This window comes from Bradyrhizobium sp., assembly GCF_049519115.1.
Taxonomy (GTDB): Bacteria; Pseudomonadota; Alphaproteobacteria; order Rhizobiales; family Xanthobacteraceae; genus Bradyrhizobium.
On sequence record NZ_JBEKRB010000010.1, the window covers coordinates 84,584 to 106,077 of the forward strand.

A 21,494-nucleotide genomic window follows, 5' to 3' on the forward strand; every position below is an offset into this window, starting at 1 on the left:
CTGATCCGATGGCATTGCTCGAAGTCGAGAATTTGCAGACTCATTTCCGCACCCCCGACGGCATCAACCGCGCCGTCGACGGCGTCTCCTTTCATGTCGATGAGGGAGAGACCCTGGCGATTGTCGGCGAGTCCGGTTGTGGCAAGTCGGTGACCGCGATGTCGCTGATGCGCCTCATCCCCGAGCCGCCTGGCAAGATAGCAGGCTCGGTCCGATTCCGGGGTAGCGATCTTCTGAAACTCAGCGATCGACAAATGCGCGCCATTCGCGGCAACGACATTTCGATGATCTTTCAGGAACCGATGACGAGCCTCAATCCGGTTTTGACCGTCGGCCGCCAGATCGGCGAGACGCTGCGGTTGCATCAGGGGCTCGACAAGGAAGCCGCCGAGGCGCGTGCCGTCGAGCTATTGACCTTGGTTGGCATCCCGGCGCCGGCGCGGCGGGTGAGGGAATATCCGCATCAATTGTCCGGCGGCATGCGCCAGCGGGTGATGATCGCGATTTCGCTCGCCTGCAATCCAAAACTTCTGATCGCCGACGAGCCGACCACGGCGCTCGACGTCACGATCCAGGCCCAGATCCTGCAACTGATGCTCGACTTGAAGCAAAGGGTGGGTGCCGCGGTGATCCTGATCACGCACGATCTCGGCGTGGTGGCCGAAGTCGCCGAGCGCGTCATGGTGATGTATGCCGGCCGCAAGGTCGAAGAGGCGCCGGTCGCCGAGCTGTTCCGCGCGCCCCGCCATCCCTATACGCAAGGCCTGCTTGGCGCGGTACCCAAGCTCGGCTCCTCGCTGACCGGTGCGGCGAGGCGCCTTGCCGAAATACCCGGTCAGGTGCCGAGCCTCAAGCAGCGGATCACCGGCTGCGCCTTTGCCGGCCGCTGTGCCATCGCCACTGATCTCTGCCGCGAGGTCGCACCAGGACTCGAAGAAAAATCTTCCCGCCATTTCGCCGCCTGTCATTTTGCGCGTAAGGAGGCGGTCGCGGCATGAACGCGCCTCTGTTGCAGGTCAACGACCTCAAGAAGCATTTCCCGGTTCGCGGCCACCTTCTCAAGCGCAATGCGAGCCGCGTCTATGCCGTGGACGGGGTGTCCTTTGAAATCGCGCGTGGCGAGACGCTGTCGCTGGTCGGCGAATCCGGCTGCGGCAAATCGACGGTCGGCCGCGCGATCCTGCGTTTGTTCGATATCACCGCGGGCCAAGTGGTGCTCGATGGCCAGCGCATCGACGATCTTTCGCCGGATCGCCTGAAGCAGATGCGGCGGCGGGTTCAGGTCGTATTTCAAGACCCGTTCTCCAGCCTCAATCCGCGATTGCGTGTGCGTGCTATCCTGGCCGAGCCGATCCGCAATTTCGGTCTCGCCAAGTCCTCCGCCGAACTTGAATCGAAAGTCGCGGCCTTGATGGATACCGTGCGCCTGCCGCGCGACGCGCTGGACCGAAGGCCGCACGAGTTCTCGGGCGGACAGCGCCAGCGCATCTGCATTGCGAGGGCGCTCGCGGCCGAGCCGGATTTGATCGTCTGCGACGAAGCGGTCTCGGCGCTCGACGTCTCGGTCAAGGCCCAGATCGTCAACCTGTTGCAGGACTTGCAGCGCGAATTCGGCCTCGCGCTGCTCTTCATCAGCCATGATCTGGCGATCGTCGAGCACATGACCCATCGTATCGCGGTGATGTATCTCGGCAAGATCGTCGAGATCGCAGCCCGCGAGCAGATATTTGCCAGTCCCAAACATCCCTACACCAAAGCGCTGTTGTCGGCGGTGCCGGTGCCGGACCCGACCGTTCGCCGCACGCCGATCATCCTGAAAGGCGACGTCCCGAGTCCGATCAACCCCCCGAGCGGATGCCGCTTTCATACGCGCTGCCCGTTTGTGTTTGATCGCTGCCGAACCGAAGAGCCGGAGCTTCGCCAGAGAGCCGAGGGCCAGTGGGCGGCCTGCCATCTCGAGACAATTCCGGAATCTCCGACAACCGGCGCGTGATCTGCCCGGCTTTTCAGGCTCTCGCGAGATGACTGGTCAGTCGTCGCGCCACGTCGCGCCGCAGCGCATTGAATTCCGGTGACGAGACGTCGCGCGGACGAGGGAGATCGATGCGGAAATCGCTGTCGATCCGCCCGGGGCCCGCGCTCATCACCAGCACGCGATCGGCCAGCAGCGCGGCCTCCTCGACCGAGTGGGTGACGAAGATCGTGGTCACCCCGGTGCGTTTCCAGATTTGCAAGAGCTCGTTCTGAAGCTGTTCGCGCGTCAGCGCATCGAGCGCTCCGAATGGTTCATCCATCAGGAGAATATTGGCGTTATTGGCGAGCACGCGGGCGATCGCCACGCGCTGTTTCATGCCGCCCGACAACTGGTTCGGATAGCGATCGGCAAAACGCTCGAGCCCGACCATCCGAACAAACTCGTCGGTGGTTTTTTCGATCTCCTCGCGCGCGAGATGACGCTGCCGCGGCCCGAAGCTGATGTTCTGCCGCACCGTCATCCATGGGAACAGCGCGTAGTCCTGAAATACCATGCCGCGATCGCTGCCGGGGCCGGTGACGGGTTCGCCGTCAATCGCGACCTCGCCGGTGGTCGGCTCTTCGAAACCGGCGATGATGCGCAGCAGAGTGGATTTTCCGCAGCCGGAGGCGCCGATCATGCAGGCGAACTCGCCTTTCGGGATGACAAGATCGACCGGCGCCAGCGCCTCGACTTCATCGTCGCCGACAGTAAAGCGTTTCGTGACGCCGTGGATAGTCAGGTTTTCGGTTTGGCCATTACTCACGGTGCTGCGGGCTCCAGCTCAGGAGACGATTGCTGATCGCCACAATGATGCGATCGGTAACAAAGCCGCAGGCGCCGATCACGATCATGCCGGTGATGACGAGATCGGTGCGCGACAGCGTGCGGCCATCCATCACCACCGAGCCAAGGCCGGTCGGAACGCCGGTCATTTCACCGACCACGATCAGGATCCAGGCAAAGCCATGCGCGATCCTCAGGCCACTGAAGATCGCGGGCAGCGATGCCGGCAACACGATCTGCCGGAACATGCCGGCGCCGGAACAGCCGAGCATGGAGGCGGCCTCGAACAAGCGCGGATCGATCGAGCGTACGCCGAACATCGTGTTCAGCAGGATCGGATAAAACGCGCCGAGAAACACCAGGAAGATCGCCGCGTTCGGTCCCAATCCGAAGAAGATCATCGAGAGCGGCAGCCATGCGGTGACAGGAATCGGCCGCAGCAGCGAGATGGTTGGATCGAGTAACTGCCGCAGCACCTTGATGCGCCCGATCATCAGGCCCAAGGGAACGCCGATCAGCGCAGCGAGTAGGAAGCCGCCATAGACGCGCTGCATCGATTTCCAGACATGGATCAGGATCGTGCCGCTGAAGGCGTCGTCATAAACACCTCCGAACGTGAAGTCGTACATCATCACGGCGACCTGATACGGGCTCGGGATCAGCCGTGTGCCGCTAAACGCAACCGCGCGGTCCCAGATCAGGATCAGGAGAATCGGAAAGCCCGCGCCGAGGACAAAGGCGCGCAGGCTCTCCAGCCGCTGCCGTTTGTGGCGACGCGCGGCCGCCACAAGCGAGCTTTTCTCGCCGCTATCAGGCAGAGTGGTGGCGTGTTCGCTCACGTCGATCGCGCTTACATGAATTGTTCAGTGATGGCGTGCGCCATGTCGGGCGCCTGCCGCACCTGCTTCTTCTCGACCATCAAGCCGCTATAGGCCTTGGCGCGTTCGATGAAGCTGTTGTCGATCTTCCAGGTCAGTTCGACGTTCGGAACCGCCTTTTCGATCGATGCGCGCTGCTGGCCGAGCTTCTGCATCGCGACCTCGACCATTTCTTCCGGGTGCGCCATCGCGTAGTCGGTCGCCTTCTTGTGCATCTCGACGATCAGTTTGAGCCGCTCGGGGTTCTCCTTGATCATCTTTTCGCTGGCCGAGAGGATCATGTTGAGCGAGCCGATCGGCGTCGAATAGGGATATTCGACGAGTCGGCCGGTGCCGTTGGCGAGGCTGATTCCGGGGCCGGGTTCGGCACCGACATAGGCGTCGATATCGCCGCGGGCGAGCGCGGCCGGCATATCGCTGAACGACAGCCGGATCGGCTGGATGTCAGCTACCGTCATGCCTTCGGCCTTCAACCGCTCGAGGATGACGACTTCCTGCGTCGAGCCAGGCGTAATCGCGACGCGTTTGCCCTTCAAATCCTTGACCGTCTTGATGTCGGATTTGGCGTCGGCGACGATGCCCATGCCGCGATTGGTGGCAGCTGCGACGATCACGACGGGTTCGCCGGCGGCCGCGCCAAGCAGGAACGCGGCGATGCCGTGGATGCAGGTATCGACCGTGCCGGTCAGTACCGCGTTCTTGCCGTCGGTCGGGCTTTCGAAGGGAACAACTTCGATCTTGTAGCCGGGAGGCGCGAACTTTTCGTAGAAATAGGGCGTGATGCCGTGAATGAGTTTCAGCGTGCCGACCCGGAGCACCTTGTCGTCCGCGTTGGCCCTCGGTGCGGACATCGTCAGCGAGAAGACTGCAAATAAAACGGGCAGCAGGCGGGTCAAAAACGACGCAGCGGGCATGGCAATCCTTTCAGCCAACACGACAAATCCTGGTTTTAGCCCGGCGCCGCACCCTATACAGGAAGCCTCCCATTGAGGGAACTGTCGATTGTGTGAGGGGAAATGTCGCGGGTGAGGGTCCGCCAGCGGTAACCTTGCGGGTAAAATCCACTGGAATTGACGGCCGTATTCCCTAGATAGTTGGGATGGGCGGAAATTGGCTGAGGGAGGCCTTGATGGTCTTGAATCGTGTTTGCTTTGCCGCCTTTGGCGCGATGATTTTGGCGTGGAGCGGCCTCTCGGTCGCGCAGCAATATCGCCCCGGCGAGTATCTTAATCTCGATCTGTCCCACGCGGTGTTGTCGCCAAAGCCGCTTGGGCCTGCGGCAGGTTTTGCTCCGGGACCGCTGGATGTGACGGTCGATCGCGGCAAGGAGGCGGCGCAGTCCAACGCAGAGTTGGTGGTCGATCCCAAATCCGTAGCTACGGCAACGGTCCATGCCCAGAACGATTCCCCGCGCAACAACTCCACGTCCAAGAACTTCATGCCCAAGAACTTCATGCCCAAGAACTTCATGCCCAAGAACTTCATGCCCAAGAACTTCATGCCCAAGACGGTAATCAGGACCGGTGATTACGGCTTGCGCACAGCCCATGCAAGCGCGGAACGATCGGCACCCCACAAGCCGCACGCGCTGCTCGCGCTTCACGGGAGAAACCCCATGGAAGCCCAAGCCCGTGAGACCACCGTTCAGACCTGGCCGTGCAAGTCGGGCGGCATCTGCAACTGGAAGCGATAAGACGGCGCCAGCATTCGCTTGAGCGCCTGCGATTGGCTGGGAGCGTATGTCAAATTCGTTTCACAAATGACGCCATCTTGATTTGAATGACGCCGCGCGGGCACATTATCAGCGGCGGATGATTGATTTCGTTCAAACCTTCATCTGAATCATTTCTTTCGGACGCCTTTGCTTGGACAAAGGCGCCAATCTTCGGAGTTCATGCACATGGAACAACTGCAAACGCAGGGCATCAGCCTGCCGCGCCTTGGGCTTGGCACCTATCGCATGCAGGGCGATGCCTGCCGTGCAGCGGTCGAAAGCGCGCTCGCGCTCGGCTATCGCCACATCGACACCGCGGAGATGTACGGCAACGAGGAGGCGATCGGCGCGGCGATTGCGGCTTCCAAGGTCGCGCGTAAGGATTTGCATGTCACGACCAAGGTCTGGAACGAGAATCTCGCGCCGGACGCGATGCGCCGTGCCTTCGATGCCAGCCTGAAAAAACTCAGGCTCGACCAGATCGATCTCTATCTCGTGCACTGGCCGGCGCCGAACATGAACCTGCCGGCAATGTTCGAAACCCTGATGAAGCTCAAGCAGGAAGGCCGCACGCGCGCGGTCGGCGTCGCCAATTTCAACGTCGCGCTGTTGAAGAAGGTCGTTGAGGAGATCAAGGCACCGATCGCCTGCAATCAGGTCGAGTATCATGTGATGCTCGACCAGACGAGCTTGCGGAAATATATGGCGGCCAAGTCGATCCCGCTGGTGGCCTATTGTCCGCTCGCGCAAGGCAGAGCGGCCTCCAACGAGATGCTGATCGCGATCGGCAACAAGCATGGCGCGAGCGCGGCGCAAGTCGCGCTGAAATGGCTGCTGGATCAGGACGGCGTCGCGGCGATCCCGAAGGCTTCGCGCAAGGAAAGCCAGCAGGCCAATCTGGATGCGCTGAACATCGGGCTCGATGACGAGGACCTGCAAGCGATCGCAGGGCTTCCGAAAAACCAGCGCTACGTCAATCCCGGCTTTGCACCGGCCTGGGATTAGTTCTGCACTTAAGCAGGCTTGAAAAAGGGAATGGCCCCTTGCGGGGCCATTGCTGTGTCGGCCTTAGCTTTCGTGGCGGCGATGCTTGATTACCACCATCTTGTCGTGATGGCGCCAGCCATGATCGCGATGCAAGCCGCGATCGCGGTGCATCTGGTCGCCATGCTTGACCACGAGCGTTTCAGCGCTTGCAATCGACGGCGCGGCAATAACGATCGCGCCAAGCGCGACGATAACGTATCCAAGCTTCTTCATGTTGTTCTCCTCCATTGTGTGAAGATTAAACATCGCAGCAGGAGGGAACGTTCCGCAGGGATCGCAAGAGAATTCTGAACGGCTGTTCAGCTTCAAAAGTTCCCTGCAGATTCATGCGTCACGCGTCGTCAGTCGACGATCGCCTGATACACCAGCGCATTGATCGTCTGGCGATAGTGCCAGCGGGTGGGGCCGGGTGCGGCCGACATATACACCACGGCGAGTTCTTCCTCTGGATCGACCCACCAGTCGGTACCACTGGCGCCGGGCCAGGAAAACTGACCGACCGAACCCATCATCTTGATGACGCCGGGCGTCGTGCGCACCGCAAGCCCAAGGCCAAAGCCGTAGTCGGCGCGGGTCGGATCGGCGTTGCCGATCAGATTCTTGATATTTGGACCCAACTGGTCTGACAGCATGTAACTGACAGTTCTTGGACCAAGCAAACGTGCTTCACCGCTACGGCCCTGGTTCATCAGCATCATCGCAAAACGGAGATAATCCGAGGCGGTGGAAGCCGCGCAGCCGCCGCCGCATTCAAACTTGAGTGGCTGTGTCAATTCGGGGCTGCGTGCCTGTGGCTTGCCGGTGTCGGGATCGATCGGCAGCGGCTTGGCGTAGCGCGCCGCCTGATCGGCGGAAATCGAAAAACCTGTATCGTTCATGCCGAGCGGTGTGAACAGGTTGGCCTTGAGATATTGCCCGAGCGTTTGGCTGGAAATCTTCTCGATCGTCAGGCCGAGCAGGTCGAGGCCAAAGCCGTAATCCCAGACGGTCGCCGGCTGATAGAGCAGGGGGAGCGACGACAGTTTGTCGATGAAGGCCGCGCCGTCATATTCGCGCGAGGCATCGCCGCTGCCGGCCGGGTACATTTTGTGCACCAGCGTCGTGCCGCGGCCACCATAGATCAGCCCGGAGGTGTGACGCATCAGGTCCTGGATGGTGATCTGTCGATCGGCGGCTACGGTTTCAGCCGTCGGCTCGCCGCTCGCGTCACGAACGGCAACCCGCATGTTGGCGAATTTCGGAAAATATTTCGAGAGGGGATCGCCGATCAGAAGCTGGCCCCGTTCGTAGAGCATCAGTGCGCCGACCGTCGTCATCGGCTTGGTCATGGAAGCGATATTGAAGATGGTGTCGGTGGTCATGGCGACGCCCGCTTCTTTGTCGCGCCAGCCATATGCGTCGAGCGCCACCAGCCTGCCGTGCCGCGCAATCGCAATGACTGCGCCGGGAATGCGGCCTGCGGCGATGTCGGCCTTCAACACTTCACCGATGCGCGCCAGGCGTTCGCTCGACATCCCGACTTCCTCGGGTTTGGCGCGCGGCATCGGGTCGGCCGCAAGGGCCGCGCCGGAGATAAGAAAGCAGAATGTGACGGCGAGCGATCGAAGGCCGGTGGTCATGAGCGTCTCCCGTTTGGGCTCTAGTGTCCCGGTTCTGATATTCGTATCATATCGCGGCAGGCACTTTTACGAATGTTAGAACCAAAGGGACACTGCAAATATGATTTCTAGTGTGGCTTTGGCCCTGGCGTTCCTTTGAAGAGATCGCTGCAAAACTAAAAGGAACGTCAGAGCGCCACACCAGACGGCCCTCACGCCAGACTAAGCTAATGGCCGTCTCCAAACCAGTCGCCTTTGACGCAGGCGCGGCCTGCGGCTTGCGGCTTGCGCAAACGCTCCGGCCATCGCATCATCGGGCCATAAGAAAAATTGACGATTTTGGGGAGAACGCCTGCATGTCTGAACTGTCACGCCGTCATTTTCTGGCCGGCACGGCCGCTGCTGCTTTGTCGACGTCGCCGGCCATGGCCGCGATGGGGCCGAACGACAAATTCGATTTGGTGATCAAGGGCGGCGACGTACTCGATCCGAGCCAGTCATTGCGCGGAAAGCGCGATATCGGCATCCGCTGGGGCTTGATCGAGGCGGTCGAGCCGGAAATTCCGGCCGCGCGCACCGCCAAGACCATCGATGCTTCGGGCAAGCTGGTCACGCCGGGCCTCGTCGACCTGCATTGCCATGTCTATCCCTATGGCTCGGCGATCGGCATCCCCGCCGACGAACTGGTGCAATTCCAGGGCACCACCACCGTGGTGTCGGCCGGCGATGCCGGCGTCAACAATCTCGCCGCGCTGCGACGTTTCATCGTAGCCCAAACGCGGGCGCGGATGTATGCCTTCCTCCATATCGCCAATAACGGCCTGTCGGCTTTCCCGGTTGCTGAGCTCTACAACATCGACAATGCGCAGGTCGAAGCCTGCGCGATGGGGCTTGCCGAAAACCAGGATTTCCTGATCGGCGTCAAGGTACGGATGTCGGAGAACGTCATCTTCAAGCATGGTATCGAACCGCTCAAGCGCGGCATCCAGGCCTGCGAAATGTGCGGCTGGCCGGCGAAGATGATGGTGCATATCGGCGGCGTCGAAACGCCTCAATTGATGACCGATATTCTCAACCTGCTGCGGCCGGGCGACGTTTTGACCCATGCCTATTCCGGTTTCCCGAACATGGCCGGCGCCTTCACCAACATCGTGCAGGACGGCAAGCTTCTGCCGGCCGCACTCGCCGCCAAGCAGCGCGGCGTGATCTTCGATGTCGGCCATGGCGGCGGCAGCTTCGATTTCACGGTGGCCGAAGTCGCGATTCCCGCCGGCTGCACGCCAGATACGATCTCGTCGGATATCCATGTGTTCTCGGGCAACACGCCGGGCACGCCTTATCTGCCCAACGTCATGGGCAAGTTCATGGCGATGGGTTTTTCGCTGGAGCAGGTGGTGACGATGGCAACCTCGGCGCCGGCCAAGATCATCAACCGCGCGCCCAAGATCGGCACGCTTCAGATTGGCGCGCCCGGCGACGTCTCGATCATGGACGTGGTGGAGGGGCCGGTCACGTTTGTCGATACCCGCAACAACAAGCGCGACGGCAAGGTCCAGTTGAAGCCGGTGCAGACGGTCATCAACGGCGTGCCGTTCGGCCGGCCGTATCAGGCACCGTTCGCCGTCAGGTAGACCGGCTTGCGACCCATGATGTCCGGGCGGAAAGCATGGCTGCGGCGATCAACGCCGCAGCGGCCATCAGCGATGCAACGCGGAAATCGCCGAGTCGCTCCGACAGAAATCCGGCCACCACCGGGCCCGCCATTTGCCCAAGGCTGAAACTCGCGGTCATTCGCGCGAAAGCTTGGTGCGGATGTCCGGCCGACAGCACTCGCCCGGCCATGAATCCAAGTACCGTAATGCCCATGAACGTTCCACCCAACAGCAACGCCGAAAGGCAGATGCCTGGGATTGTCACCCATTCGACGCTGGTGGCAACGCCGACGGCCTCGATGGCACATGCCGCGGCAAAGGCGTTCAGGATCCCGATCCGCCTGCCCAGCCAATTCCAAACCGTTACCGAGGGAATCGCGGCCAACCCAAACAACGTCCAGACCCATGGTTCAAGGACGCGCACTTCGGCTGTCAGCCGCACGATGGCAACCAGGAACGTTGCGGTGATGATGTAACCGAAGCCGAACAGGCCATAGGCCACGATCATGGCGGCCATTCCTGAAGGTGGCGCGCCGGCAACGTCGGCCTTGATCGGCGCGCCATGATCTTCCGCCGCCGGAATCAACAGCCCGGCCCCGATCGCGGCCAGTATGGCGAGTGAGCCCGTGCCAATCCAAAGGATCCGCCAGCTCGCGCCTGCCGCCAGCATGGCGGAAACGGCCATCGCCGAGATCATGACCCCGAAGCCTACGCCGGCGAACTGAATGGCGGACAGCGATCCGCGTCCTGAAGCTGACAATCGCTCCAGAACGAGGGCGGACGTGCATACAATCGCAAAGGCGCTGGCGATGCCGCCAATCAAGCGAAGGCTGACGAAAGAGACCATGTCCGACGGCAGCCCCATGGCGGCTGTCGATATGGCGCTGATCGTCAGTGCCGTCAGAAGCCATGGCCTTGGCCGGGCGATCACGAACGGCCGGCCTGCCAGCAACGCGCCGATAAAATAGCCCAGCAGGTTTGCCGAGGCGACCAGCCCCGCATCGGACTTGCTCCAGCCGAGCGCGCCCAGCATTGCCGGGAGGATCGGGGTGTAGACGAAGCGGCCAATGCCAATCGCCGCGGTCATCGACGCCAATCCGCCGAATGCCAACGCTGCCGAGCGATCAGTTCGCATGGTCTTGGTCCGGTTTCAGCTATCCAACGTTCGCTCTAACCCTACGGCAAGCGGTACTGCGTCCGGTAACGGTTTGATCCGATGACGGCTATCGCATCCGGTGATAGCGGGCGAACTACTCGGCCGCCGCAGCGTGTGCTGTGGCCGGCTTTGCCAGATCGAGAAAGGCGCGCAGCGCGCTGGACGCATAGGCTTCGCGATGCCGGATAAAGACGGTGTCGACCCACTTTTCGGCGTTCGGTAAGGTGTGCGTGCCCACGCGCCTGTGATCCCACACCGAACCGAGCAACGCCTTCGGCAACAGCGTCACGCCAAGGCCTGCACTGACGCAGCTGAAGATCGCCTCCAGCGTACCGAATTCGAGGCATCTGACGCCGACGATTCCGCGCCGGGCCAGCAAGGCCTCCAGATGCAGACGGTAGGAACATCCGATCCTCAGCACGATGATCTTCAGCTCCGGCGTGGCCGCGAGTGTGTCAAAGTTGGCTACGAAGGGAGAAGTCAGGAGCACCAGCTCTTCCCTGACAAGAGGTTCGACCAACAGGTCTGGATGGTTTACCGGTCCGCAGACATAGGCGCCCTCCAGAGTGTGGTCGAGAACCTGGTCGATCAGCTCGCGGGAAGTCCCGGTGCGCAGGGTGAAATCGACCGCGGGATAGGTCGTGGCAAATTCGGTGAGGACCGGCGACAGCCTCAGGGCGGCGGTGGTCTCTAACGAACCGATCACCAGTGGACCCGCGGGCGATCCCTGATCGGCGACGGCGCGCCTGGCATCGTCGAGCACGCGCGCGGCGCGGCTTGCGAAGGGCAGAAGCCGCCTGCCTGCCGCCGTCAGCGTAACCCCGCGATTGGTGCGCTCGAACAGGTCGAACCCGACTTCATCTTCCAGCGTCTTGATGCGCGCGGTGACGTTCGACTGCACCGTGTTGAGCTCAAGCGCGGCCTTGTTCATGCTGCCGCAGTTCGCGACACATTGAAACACCCGAAGGTCAGCCGCATCCATTGTCAGCCTCCTTGAGCCTTTCTCAGGCCCAGCGCCCGCTCATCCGCGGGCTTTCATCTCCACATTGCCAATTCGCGTCGGCACGCCGAATTCCTTTCGGCAGACGTCGGCAAGCGCTGCTATGCCTTCGCGGATTTGCTGATGCGTAGGGCTCGCAAAACACAGCCGCAGACGGCAGCCGGAATAGGCCTTGTCGGTCGACCATTCCGGGCCCGGATTGATCGAGACGCCGGCGGCCAATGCGGCCTGATAGAGTTTTAGCGTGTCGACATGATCAGGGAGTTTGACCCAAAGGAAAATGCCGCCCTTCGGCTCTTCGAATTCCGCCGTGGTGCCGAATTGCTCGTTGAGGGCTTCCATCAGCGTATTGAGCTTCGCGCGCAGACCGCGCCTTAAGGCCGGCACGTGGGTCTCAAAATGCGGTGTGCAATATTCGGCGAGCGCCATCTGCTCGAGCGCGCCGCTGCCGGCGTCGGTCTTCAGCGGCAGCATGCGCGACAGTGCCGCCCAAGGTGCGACAATGAAGCCGACGCGCAAGGCCGGTGCGATCGATTTGGAGAAAGAGCCGATGTGAATGACGTTGGCAGCCTTGCTCATGGCATGAAGCGCAGGCGGGCGCTTTCCGTCCCAGATCAGATCGGCGTAGCAGTCGTCCTCGAAGATCGGCACGCCATGTTGCTCGGCAAGCCCAAGCAGTTCGAGACGCCGCGACTCGGGCATGATGGTGCCGGTCGGGTTCTGCACGGTCGGGATTGTGTAGATATATTTCGGCGTGACGCCGCGACGTTTGAGATCGGCCAGCGTGCCGGCCAAAACGTTCATCCGCATGCCGTCCTGATCGAGTGGAATGCCAATCGTGTTGACCCCCAGCCGCGTCAGCCGGTTCAACATCCCCTGATAGGTGTCGCGCTCAACAATGACAGTATCGCCACGGGCGAGTAAGGTGGCGTTCACCAGGTCGAGCGCCTGGAGCGAGCCGGAGACGATCAGGATATCGTCGGCCGTGCACGAGATGCCGCCGTCGCGCTTTAGTTTCGCAGAGAGAAATTGACGTAGAGGCCGGTAGCCTTGCGGACCGCTCTCCAGCCCGTAGGTCGCAAGCGTCCGCCCCTCGCGTTTGAGCACGGCGTCAATCGCATCGATCAGACCGTCGAGCGGGAGCTGTTCGGGATCGTTGTTGCCGCCAACGAAGCTATATTTCGCTAACCCCGTCCATTTCGTTGCGGCAGCGGGCAGGCCCGCCGGCAGCAAAGGTGTGAAGTCGAATGGTGCGGCGGTCATGGGCCCTCCCTTGTTCTTGATTACATTCGACCTTATTCAAGTAGGGAGACTTTGTCGCTACGCATGGCAGGCTTTTCTGCCCTGCGTATTGAAGCTGGTACAGCTAAACGTACCGGGCTAATGCTCGCCCTTCGAAACGAGAGAACCTATGGCCGATCCGATCCAGGAAGTTCTGCATGCCTTTGCCCAGGGCGAACTTGTCGTGGTTACCGACGATGACGACCGCGAGGGCGAGGGCGACCTGATCGTTGCAGCCTCGTTCTGCACGCCTGAAAAGATGGCGTTCATCATCCGCCACACCTCGGGCATCGTCTGCGCCCCGATCACACAGGAAGACGCGCGCCGGCTGCGGCTCGATCCGATGGTGGCGCATAACGATTCCAGCCATACCACCGCCTTTACCGTCTCGATCGACTACAAGCCCGACGGCGGCACGGGGATTTCGGCAGAGGAGCGTGCCTCGTGTTGCCGGGCGCTGGCCAATCCGAATGTCGGCGCCAACGACTTTGCCCGGCCCGGCCACGTGTTTCCGCTGATTGCCCGGGACGGCGGCGTACTCTTGCGCTCCGGCCATACCGAGGCGGCGGTCGACCTGTGCCGGCTGAGCGGCTTGCCGCCGGTCGGCGTCATCAGCGAGCTGATGAATGACGATGGCTCGGTGATGAAGGGCGTGCAGGTTGCGCAGTTCGCCAAGACCCACAAGCTCAAGCATGTCACGATTGCCGACATGATCGCCTACCGCCAGGCGCGCGAGAAGCTGATCGAGCGCGTCTCGACCTTCACCGCCGACAGCCCGATCGGGCCGATGCAGGGCTTTGCCTACCGCTCGCCGTTCGATTCGATCGCCCACGTCGCTTTTGTCTATAACGGCGTCGGCGACGGCAAGAATGTGCTGACGCGTTTCCACAAGCCCAACATCATCAGGGATATCTTCACCGGGCCGAAACACATGAAAGCGGTGTTGGAACGGTTCAAGAAGAACGCTAGCGGCGTTATGGTCTACTTGCGCGACGGCGCTGCCGGCGTTCCGGTGGCGCCATTGCCGGAGGAGAAGACCGCGGAGGCCGACCGCAACAGGCAATGGCGTGAAGTCGGCGTCGGCGCGCAAATCCTGCGCGACCTCGGCGTCACCTCGATCCGGAACCTGACCTCATCGTCACACGACTACAAGGGGCTTTCCGGATTTGGCATCGAGATCGTCTCGAACGAGCAGCTCGAAGGGTAGATTTGTGTCATTCCGGGATGGCTCAATCGGTCGCGTGACCGCGCGATGATGATAGGCTCCAGACCAGACGCGGAATAACGGGGCCGGCGATTTGCGCTCTTGCCCGTTGCGCATTAAAATAAATCCAATGTTGCGAAAGGATTTTCCATGAGCGTGCGCCCTCAGGCCAAGGACAAACCGTCTCCCGTCAATTTTCTGTGGGATGATCCATTTCTGCTCGACGAACAGTTGACCGAAGACGAGCGAATGATCCGCGATACCGCGCGCGCCTACGCGCAGGACAAGCTGTTGCCGCGGGTTACCAAGGCCTATCTGGAAGAGAAGGTCGATCGCGACATCTTTCATGAAATGGGCGAGCTCGGCCTGATCGGCATCACGCTGCCGGAGGAATATGGCTGCGCCAACGCCAGCTACGTCGCCTATGGCTTAGTTGCGCGTGAGATCGAACGCGTCGATTCCGGCTATCGCTCGATGAATTCGGTGCAGTCCTCGCTCGTGATGCATCCGATCTATGCCTACGGCGACGAGAACCAGCGCAAGAAATATCTGCCGAAACTCGCAACCGGAGAATGGGTCGGTTGTTTCGGGCTGACCGAGCCCGATGCCGGCTCCGACCCCGGCGGCATGAAGACTCGCGCGGAGAAAACCTCCGACGGCTACCGGCTGACCGGCACCAAGATGTGGATTTCCAATGCGCCGATCGCCGACGTGTTCGTGATCTGGGCCAAGTCCGCCGAACACAATAATCAGATCCGCGGCTTCATCCTTGAAAAGGGCATGAAGGGACTTTCCGCGCCGAAGATCGGCGGCAAGCTGTCACTCCGCGCCTCCGTCACCGGCGAAGTCGTGATGGAGGGGGTCGAGGTGCCGGAGAGCGCGCTCTTGCCCAACGTCTCCGGCCTCAAGGGTCCGTTCGGTTGCCTTAACCGCGCTCGCTACGGTATTTCCTGGGGCGCGATGGGCGCGGCAGAGGACTGCATGCACCGTGCGCGGCAATACACGCTCGACCGCAAGCAGTTCAACCGGCCGCTGGCAGCGACGCAATTGGTGCAGAAGAAACTTGCCGACATGCAGACCGACATCGCGCTCGGCCTGCAGGCCTCATTGCGGGTCGGGCGGCTGATGGACGAGGGCAAGATGGCCCCGGAGATGATTTCCATCGTCAAGCGCAACAACTGCGGCAAGGCGCTCGACATCGCCCGCACCGCGCGCGACATGCACGGCGGCAACGGCATCCAGATCGAATATCACGTGATGCGGCACACCGCGAACCTGGAGACCGTGAACACCTATGAGGGCACCCACGACGTTCATGCCCTGATCCTCGGTCGCGCCATCACCGGCATTCAGGCGTTTTCGTAGAATTCGATCATCTCAGGGGGAGACGTTGGTCCGGCATCCAATTCCGTCATGCCCGGCCTTGTGCCGGGCATCCACGTCTTCCTTTTTCTTGAGCCAAGACGTGGATGGCCGGGACGAACCCGGCCATGACATGGTCCCCTACTGGTAAACTCAAAATGGCCGATACCGACGACGTCCCGTTCAATCGCAATTTTCCGCTTGCACCCGGCGTGGTCGAGGAAGTCCGGCCCCGCTTGCGGCGCATCCTCTGCAACAATCCGAGCCCCTTCACCTTCACGGGAACGGTGAGCTACATCGTCGGCCGCGGCAAGGTCGCGATCATCGACCCCGGTCCCGACGACGCGGCCCATGCGGCGGCGCTGCTCGATGCCGTACGCGGCGAGACCGTGACGCATATTCTGGTCACCCATACCCACCGCGACCACTCGGTGAATACGCCGCGGATCAAGGGGCCGACCGGTGCGCCGGTCTATGCCGAGGGGCCGCATCGGGCATCGCGGCCGCGGTTTGAGAGCGAGAAGCATAATCCGGAGTCAGGTGCGGACCGCGACTTTCGCCCCGACATTCAAGTCAAGAACGGCGACGTCATCGAGGGGGATGGCTGGAAGCTCCAGACGGTTGCGACGCCCGGACACACCGCCAATCATCTCGCTTTCGCCTGGCCCGATCGGAAATTCCTGTTCGTTGGCGATCACGTGATGGGGTGGTCGACCTCGATCGTGGCGCCGCCGGACGGATCGATGGTTGATTACATGGCCTCGCTGGAAAAACTCGCCACGCGCGGTGAAGACCTCTATTTCTCCGGCCACGGCCCGGAAATTCCCGACGCGCCGCGCTATGTGCGCTTCCTGATCCGCCACCGCCAGGCCCGCGAAGCCTCGATCCTGCACCGGCTTGCGAAGGGCGAAGCGGACATCCCGACCATCGTACGTGCGATCTATATCGGCATCGATCCGCGCCTGATCAATGCGGCGGGCTATTCCGTGCTGGCGCATCTGGAGGATCTGGTTGGGCGCGGCATCGTTGCGACCGATGGCGATCCGGTGATCGGCGGGACGTACAGATTGGTTTAGGTTCGGATCGTCATTCCGGGATGGTGCGTTAGCACCACACCTCAGATGCGCGCTGGCGCATCGGGGAATCTCGAGATTCTACGATGTGCAATTGCAATCGTAGTTTGCTGCTCCGCGCGCCCCGGAATGACATTCGTCACTTCTTCACCACCTTCGGCGGCGCTTTCACAGGTGCGACTGGCTTCTTGGCGGGCTTGAGGCTTTCATTGTCGGCGGCGTTGTTGAGGTCTTCCATCAGCTTGCGGACGCGCGCCGCATTGCTGCCGAGGTCACTCTCGAAATAACGCGAGGCCGAGCGGATATCGACGCGTGAGTCCTCGTCGTCAGGAGAGATGCGGATCGAAACATCCTCGCGGAACCCCATGATCGCCGAGCGTGCTACCGCCTCGATCCGGCCGATCCGCCGCGGCGGCTGGGGCGGGCGCTCATCGATCACAAGCCATTTGCGTTTGGTGACAAGCTGCAACGTGATTTCATAGGCCCGCTGCACGGGAACCTCGAGTTCGACCGTTTCGATATCGGGATAGGCAATGCGCTGTTGCTCGGCCGAATAGAGGCCGGCATAGACGGCCGGATTGGCGCCGTCGCCGCTGCGCAGCCGCGCCAGCGCCTCGAAGCGCGGCGGGTCAATCGGGTCGGTGGTGATGTCGTGGATCGCGGGCAGCCTGCGATATTGCAGGGCGAGATAGGCGGGATAAGCGAGCAGCACCGCATCGATCAGGAACGCCAGCAGGATTCGGCTCACGCCCTGGGCGCCGCTCTGCCAGATCGCAGCCGCGCCGATCAAGCCGATCAGGATGGAAAGGCCGGCGCAGGCGAGCGCACCAAAAAACGTGGCGAGCGCCGGCTTGATTTCGAGAAAACCAAAACGGACGATGATGATCGAGACCACGACCGCGACCACGGCAAATACCGCGAGGTTGCGCGACCACGACGCCAAACCCGACACGGGCTCCGATAGATAGGGAGCGGAAAACCTGCGGGCCATGGCTTTCGATTTCTGCCGGGTTGGATTTCTGCCGGGTTAGGAACTGCCGGCCGGAACCGGCCGGGTGCTCAAATTAACCCGTTTGAGACCACGAACTTGCGCCGAATTCAAGGGAGCACAGGCTGATGGTCGCGGCCCGCCGGCCCCTCCATTTGGCTATTGTCACTACGTGCCTGGGAAACTGTAAGCCTTGAATTGCTCGCGCAGCGCCGTCTTCAGGATCTTGCCGGTCGCCGTATGCGGAATACCGTCGACGAAAGCAATGTCGTCGGGCATCCACCATTTGGCGATCTTGCCGTCCATGAATTTCAGGATGTCTTCCCGCGTCGCTTTCTGCCCCTGCTTGAGCTGGACGATAAGCAAGGGCCGCTCGTCCCATTTGGGATGATGCACGCCGATCACGGCGGCTTCCGCGACCGCCGGGTGGCCGACGGCGAGATTTTCCAAATCGATCGAGGAAATCCACTCGCCGCCGGACTTGATCACATCCTTGGAGCGATCAGTAATCCGCATGTAGCCGAAGGGATCGATGGTGGCGACATCGCCGGTGTCGAAGAAACCGTTCTCATCCAGAATGTCGGCATCGACCCGGAAATAGGCCTTGGCGACCGAAGGCCCGGAGACCTTGAGGCGACCGAAGGTCTTGCCGTCCCACGGCAGCTCCTTGCCGGCGTCGTCGGTGATTTTCATCTGCACGCCGAATGGCGGGTAGCCCTGGGTCTGGAGGATGTCGAGCGCTTCTTCGCCTTCAAGTCCGTCGAAGGGAGGCTTCAGCGTGGCCAGCGTGCCGATCGGGCTCATCTCGGTCATGCCCCAGGCGTGTCGCGCCGTGACGCCCATATCGACGAAGGCCTTGATCATTGAGCGCGGCATCGCCGAGCCGCCGCACACCACCATGCGCAGATGCGGCAGCTTCAGATGGTTGGCGGCCATGTGGTTGAGCAACATCAGCCACACCGTAGGAACGCCGGCTGTGTGGGTGACCTTTTCGGTTTCCAGCAGTTCAAAGACGGAGGCGCCGTCGAGCTTGGCGCCGGGCAGCACCAGCTTGGTCCCCATCGATGGCGCCGAAAACGCGATGCCCCAGCTGTTGGCGTGGAACAGCGGAACCACCGGCAGCATGGTATCGCCGGCACCGGCGCCGAGCGAATCGCCGGTATTGGCCATCAGCGCATGCATGACGTTGGAGCGGTGCGAATACAGTACGCCCTTTGGATCGCCTGTCGTGCCGGAGGTGTAGCACATCGCCGCCGCGGTATTTTCGTCGAAGGTTTTCCATTTGAAGTCGCCGTCGACCTCGCCGATCCAGTCCTCATAGGCGACCGCATTCTTCAGCGTCGTCTGCGGCATATGGGCCTTGTCGGTGAACACGATGTAGCGCTCGACGCTTGGCAGCTTGTCGGCGATCTTTTCCAGGATCGGCACGAAGGTGATGTCGGTCATCACCACGCGGTCCTCGGCATGATTGATGATCCAGGCGATCTGCTCGGGAAACAGCCGTGGATTGACGGTATGGCAGATCGCGCCGATACCCATGATGCCGTACCATGCTTCAAGGTGACGCCAGGTGTTCCAGGCGATGGTGGCCACGCGGTCGCCGAGCTTGATGCCGTCGCGTTCCAGCCGCTGCGAGATCTTCAGCGCACGCTTGTGGATTTCGGCATAATTGGTGCGATGGATGGGACCTTCGATCGACCGTGTAACGATTTCCTGCGAGCCGTGGATGGTCGCTGCGTGCTCGAGAATTCGGTGACACAGCAAAGGCCAGTCTTGCATCAATCCCAGCATAGGGACATCCCTCCTGAATGTTCGATCGCTTTTCGCGGTTCTTTGGCGCGATTGGACATGAAGTCTAGCGCGGGGAAGGGACGCCGCAAGTGGGCTTCTCGTAGGGGGCGCGCCCGTCGGGCCGCCATGGTTACCGTGGCCACGCTGCTGTTCGCCTGCGGCCAGACGCATTTCGCTGCCGCAAAGTTGAAAGTGCCCTTGCCAAGGCCCCGTCCGGCGGAGGCGCCGTCGGCGGTGGTCGAGCCGCCCACAGCTCCCGAAGTGAAGAACGCCGAACCACCGGCCGCGCCTGCGCCTGCACTTTCCGCCTGCCGGCTCGCTTTGACGGAGGCGATTGCGATCGCGCCGAGCATTCCAGACATTCATGGTACTGGCGGCTGCGGCGGTGAGGATCTGGTGCGGCTGGAGGTGGTGGTTTTGCCGGATAACCGTCAGGTCACGGTCAAGCCCGCGGCGATCCTGCGCTGCAAGATGGCGTCCGCGATCGCGGATTGGGTTCGCAGCGATATCGCAACGCTCGCCAAGGGCCTTGGAAGCGCCATCGCCGGTCTCGACAATTTCGACTCCTTTGAATGCCGCGGCCGCAACCGCATCGTCGGCGCCCAACTGTCAGAACACGGCCGTGCCAATGCGCTCGATGTTCGCTCGTTCAAATTTTCCGATGGCCGGACGATTTCGCTGACCGACCGCAACGTGGCGCGAGACGTGCGCGAGACGGTGCTGCACTCGGTGTGCGCGCGATTCTCAACCGTGCTGGGGCCGGGCTCCGACGGTTACCACGAAGATCACATCCATCTTGATCTGATGGAACGGCGCAACGACTACCGGATTTGCCAGTGGAATGTGTGGGACCCGTTGCCGGCCGTGGCGCCGATGCTGCCGGCCCCGCGCCCGGAGGAGGCCCCGCCGCGTGCGGTTGCCAATGAACCGGAAGCGAAGCCGAACGGCGGTGAGGCCGATCCTGCGCTAGAACAACCGGCGGAGAAATCATCCGATAACCCGCCAACGAAAAAGCGCCGGTAAACCGGCGCTTTTTATCTCTCAGCTCGAATTCGGATCGGTTATTGTACCGAGCCCATATTGGTCGAGCCGAGCGCCATCTGCGACGAGCCGAATGGCGCATCGCCGTGATGCGGCGCCAGCACGACGACGATGGTGCCGACCTTGGCGCGATTATACAGATCGATCACGTCCTCGTTGGTCATGCGGATGCAACCGGAGGAGATCGACTGGCCGATATATTCGGGCTGGTTGGTGCCGTGAATCCGGAACAGCGTGTCCTTGCCGCCCGAATAAAGATACATCGCGCGCGAACCCATCGGATTGTCGGGTCCCGGCGGCACGAACGTAGGAACGCCGAGACGCTCGATCTCGCCCTTGGTCGGATGCCAAGCCGGCCATTCGGTCATGCTGCCAATCTTTGCAATGCCCGACCATGCCATGGCCTCTTCGCCGACGGTGATGCCGTAGCGGATCGCCTTGCCGTCGTTCTGCACGTAATAGAGGTAGTGGTTGTCGGAATCGACCACGATCGAGCCGGGCGCTTCCTTGCGATGATATTCGACGATGGCGCGGCGGAAAGTCTCCGACGGCTGCACTTGCTCGTAACGAACCTTCGCCAGCAATTCCTTGTCGCGCTGTTTGAACGCGCCGGTGTTGGTCGCCTCATAGTTAGCCGTTTCCATGCAGCCCGAGAGCAGCAGGCCGGCAGCGGTCACAGCCATTGCCAATTTCAGCGACGTCAATTTCAACGGCATTTTGGGTTTCCAATCGAAAGCGATTTACTCGAAGCGCGGGGCTTTTGGTCCCGCCACGACTCCACCTTCACTTCCCACATTATCGCCGAAATTGACAATAATTCCAGAGCTAGGATCATCGCCCTGCACTGCGGCAGGCTTCCTGTGTCTTTTTTGCCGCAAGCGCTTGAGCAGCCGGGCATTATCCTGCAAT

At 61.5% G+C, this 21,494-nt stretch carries 20 protein-coding genes; 9 read left to right on the forward strand and 11 right to left on the reverse strand.

Translation table 11 applies throughout. The features are described from left to right. Positions 1–8 precede the first annotated feature (8 nt). Positions 9–998, forward strand: coding sequence for an ABC transporter ATP-binding protein (locus tag ABSE61_RS10945; protein WP_423871114.1), 990 nt, complete (start codon positions 9–11; stop codon positions 996–998). Beyond that, positions 995–1,993, forward strand: a complete 999-nt coding sequence (locus ABSE61_RS10950; protein WP_423871115.1) for an ABC transporter ATP-binding protein — start codon at positions 995–997, stop codon at positions 1,991–1,993. Before ABSE61_RS10945 ends, ABSE61_RS10950 begins: the two co-directional genes overlap by 4 nt. Before the next feature lie 13 nt (positions 1,994–2,006). Here the strand turns inward: ABSE61_RS10950 and ABSE61_RS10955 are convergent, their stop codons facing one another. From ABSE61_RS10955 to ABSE61_RS10965, 3 genes are read right to left on the reverse strand one after another with little or no spacing between them, the layout of a single operon-like run. After that, on the reverse strand, positions 2,007–2,780 hold the full coding sequence (locus ABSE61_RS10955) for an ABC transporter ATP-binding protein (protein WP_423871116.1): 774 nt from the start codon (positions 2,778–2,780) through the stop codon (positions 2,007–2,009). After that, a complete protein-coding gene (locus ABSE61_RS10960; protein ID WP_423871117.1) occupies positions 2,773–3,639 on the reverse strand; it encodes an ABC transporter permease in 867 nt (288 codons plus the stop codon). The genes ABSE61_RS10955 and ABSE61_RS10960 overlap by 8 nt, the downstream gene beginning before the upstream one ends. Positions 3,640–3,650: 11 nt before the next feature. Continuing rightward, a complete protein-coding gene (locus tag ABSE61_RS10965; RefSeq protein WP_423871173.1) occupies positions 3,651–4,529 on the reverse strand; it encodes an ABC transporter substrate-binding protein in 879 nt (292 codons plus the stop codon). A 278-nt stretch (positions 4,530–4,807) separates the two neighbouring features. Between ABSE61_RS10965 and ABSE61_RS10970 the strand changes: the two genes are divergently transcribed. Together ABSE61_RS10970 and ABSE61_RS10975 are read left to right on the forward strand one after the other, a co-directional pair. Next, the gene (locus ABSE61_RS10970) at positions 4,808–5,371 is read left to right on the forward strand and encodes a hypothetical protein (RefSeq protein WP_423871118.1); all 564 of its coding nucleotides are present in this window, start codon (positions 4,808–4,810) and stop codon (positions 5,369–5,371) included. A gap of 207 nt (positions 5,372–5,578) precedes the next feature. After that, a complete protein-coding gene (locus ABSE61_RS10975) occupies positions 5,579–6,397 on the forward strand; it encodes an aldo/keto reductase (protein WP_423871120.1) in 819 nt (272 codons plus the stop codon). Positions 6,398–6,460: 63 nt separating this feature from the next. Here the strand turns inward: ABSE61_RS10975 and ABSE61_RS10980 are convergent, their stop codons facing one another. Beyond that, positions 6,461–6,652, reverse strand: coding sequence for a hypothetical protein (locus ABSE61_RS10980; protein WP_423871121.1), 192 nt, complete (start codon positions 6,650–6,652; stop codon positions 6,461–6,463). Positions 6,653–6,780: 128 nt separating this feature from the next. Beyond that, positions 6,781–8,058, reverse strand: coding sequence for a serine hydrolase domain-containing protein (locus ABSE61_RS10985; protein ID WP_423871122.1), 1,278 nt, complete (start codon positions 8,056–8,058; stop codon positions 6,781–6,783). Between the two features lie 335 nt (positions 8,059–8,393). On the opposite strand from ABSE61_RS10985, the gene ABSE61_RS10990 reads away from it, so the two are divergent. Continuing rightward, positions 8,394–9,668 carry an amidohydrolase family protein gene (locus ABSE61_RS10990; RefSeq protein WP_423871123.1) on the forward strand — a complete coding sequence of 425 codons (1,275 nt, stop codon included), beginning with the start codon at positions 8,394–8,396 and terminating at the stop codon, positions 9,666–9,668. On the opposite strand, the gene ABSE61_RS10995 is transcribed toward ABSE61_RS10990, so the two are convergent. The 3 genes from ABSE61_RS10995 to ABSE61_RS11005 all read right to left on the reverse strand — a co-directional run bounded on the left by ABSE61_RS10995 (position 9,661) and on the right by ABSE61_RS11005 (position 13,108). Continuing rightward, a complete protein-coding gene (locus ABSE61_RS10995; RefSeq protein ID WP_423871124.1) occupies positions 9,661–10,824 on the reverse strand; it encodes a YbfB/YjiJ family MFS transporter in 1,164 nt (387 codons plus the stop codon). The genes ABSE61_RS10990 and ABSE61_RS10995 overlap by 8 nt on opposite strands. A gap of 115 nt (positions 10,825–10,939) precedes the next feature. Continuing rightward, positions 10,940–11,827 (reverse strand): LysR family transcriptional regulator, encoded by an 888-nt coding sequence (locus ABSE61_RS11000; protein WP_423871125.1) that lies wholly within the window; start codon positions 11,825–11,827, stop codon positions 10,940–10,942. A 39-nt stretch (positions 11,828–11,866) separates the two neighbouring features. Beyond that, the gene (locus ABSE61_RS11005) at positions 11,867–13,108 is read right to left on the reverse strand and encodes an aminotransferase-like domain-containing protein (protein WP_423871126.1); all 1,242 of its coding nucleotides are present in this window, start codon (positions 13,106–13,108) and stop codon (positions 11,867–11,869) included. A 148-nt stretch (positions 13,109–13,256) separates the two neighbouring features. Here ABSE61_RS11005 and ribB point away from each other — a divergent pair, with 148 nt between their 5' ends. The 3 genes from ribB (at position 13,257) to ABSE61_RS11020 (ending at position 16,768) form a co-directional block, all read left to right on the forward strand. After that, the gene (gene ribB / locus ABSE61_RS11010) at positions 13,257–14,333 is read left to right on the forward strand and encodes a 3,4-dihydroxy-2-butanone-4-phosphate synthase (protein WP_423871127.1); all 1,077 of its coding nucleotides are present in this window, start codon (positions 13,257–13,259) and stop codon (positions 14,331–14,333) included. A 147-nt stretch (positions 14,334–14,480) separates the two neighbouring features. Then, on the forward strand, positions 14,481–15,695 hold the full coding sequence (locus ABSE61_RS11015; RefSeq protein ID WP_423871128.1) for an acyl-CoA dehydrogenase: 1,215 nt from the start codon (positions 14,481–14,483) through the stop codon (positions 15,693–15,695). A gap of 155 nt (positions 15,696–15,850) precedes the next feature. Further along, entirely contained in the window at positions 15,851–16,768 is a 918-nt protein-coding gene (locus ABSE61_RS11020; RefSeq protein ID WP_423871129.1) for an MBL fold metallo-hydrolase, read from the forward strand. 136 nt (positions 16,769–16,904) lie between these two features. Here the strand turns inward: ABSE61_RS11020 and ABSE61_RS11025 are convergent, their stop codons facing one another. Both ABSE61_RS11025 and ABSE61_RS11030 read right to left on the reverse strand, forming a co-directional pair. Continuing rightward, a complete protein-coding gene (locus ABSE61_RS11025; RefSeq protein ID WP_423871130.1) occupies positions 16,905–17,756 on the reverse strand; it encodes a DUF1499 domain-containing protein in 852 nt (283 codons plus the stop codon). A 165-nt stretch (positions 17,757–17,921) separates the two neighbouring features. Then, on the reverse strand, positions 17,922–19,544 hold the full coding sequence (locus ABSE61_RS11030; RefSeq protein ID WP_423871131.1) for a fatty-acid--CoA ligase: 1,623 nt from the start codon (positions 19,542–19,544) through the stop codon (positions 17,922–17,924). 57 nt (positions 19,545–19,601) lie between these two features. On the opposite strand from ABSE61_RS11030, the gene ABSE61_RS11035 reads away from it, so the two are divergent. Next, complete coding sequence (locus tag ABSE61_RS11035) at positions 19,602–20,567, forward strand: extensin family protein (RefSeq protein WP_423871132.1); 966 nt, start codon at positions 19,602–19,604, stop codon at positions 20,565–20,567. A 38-nt stretch (positions 20,568–20,605) separates the two neighbouring features. Here the strand turns inward: ABSE61_RS11035 and ABSE61_RS11040 are convergent, their stop codons facing one another. Beyond that, positions 20,606–21,301: a L,D-transpeptidase gene (locus ABSE61_RS11040; protein ID WP_423871133.1), complete on the reverse strand. Its 696-nt coding sequence runs from the start codon at positions 21,299–21,301 to the stop codon at positions 20,606–20,608. Positions 21,302–21,494 lie beyond the last annotated feature (193 nt).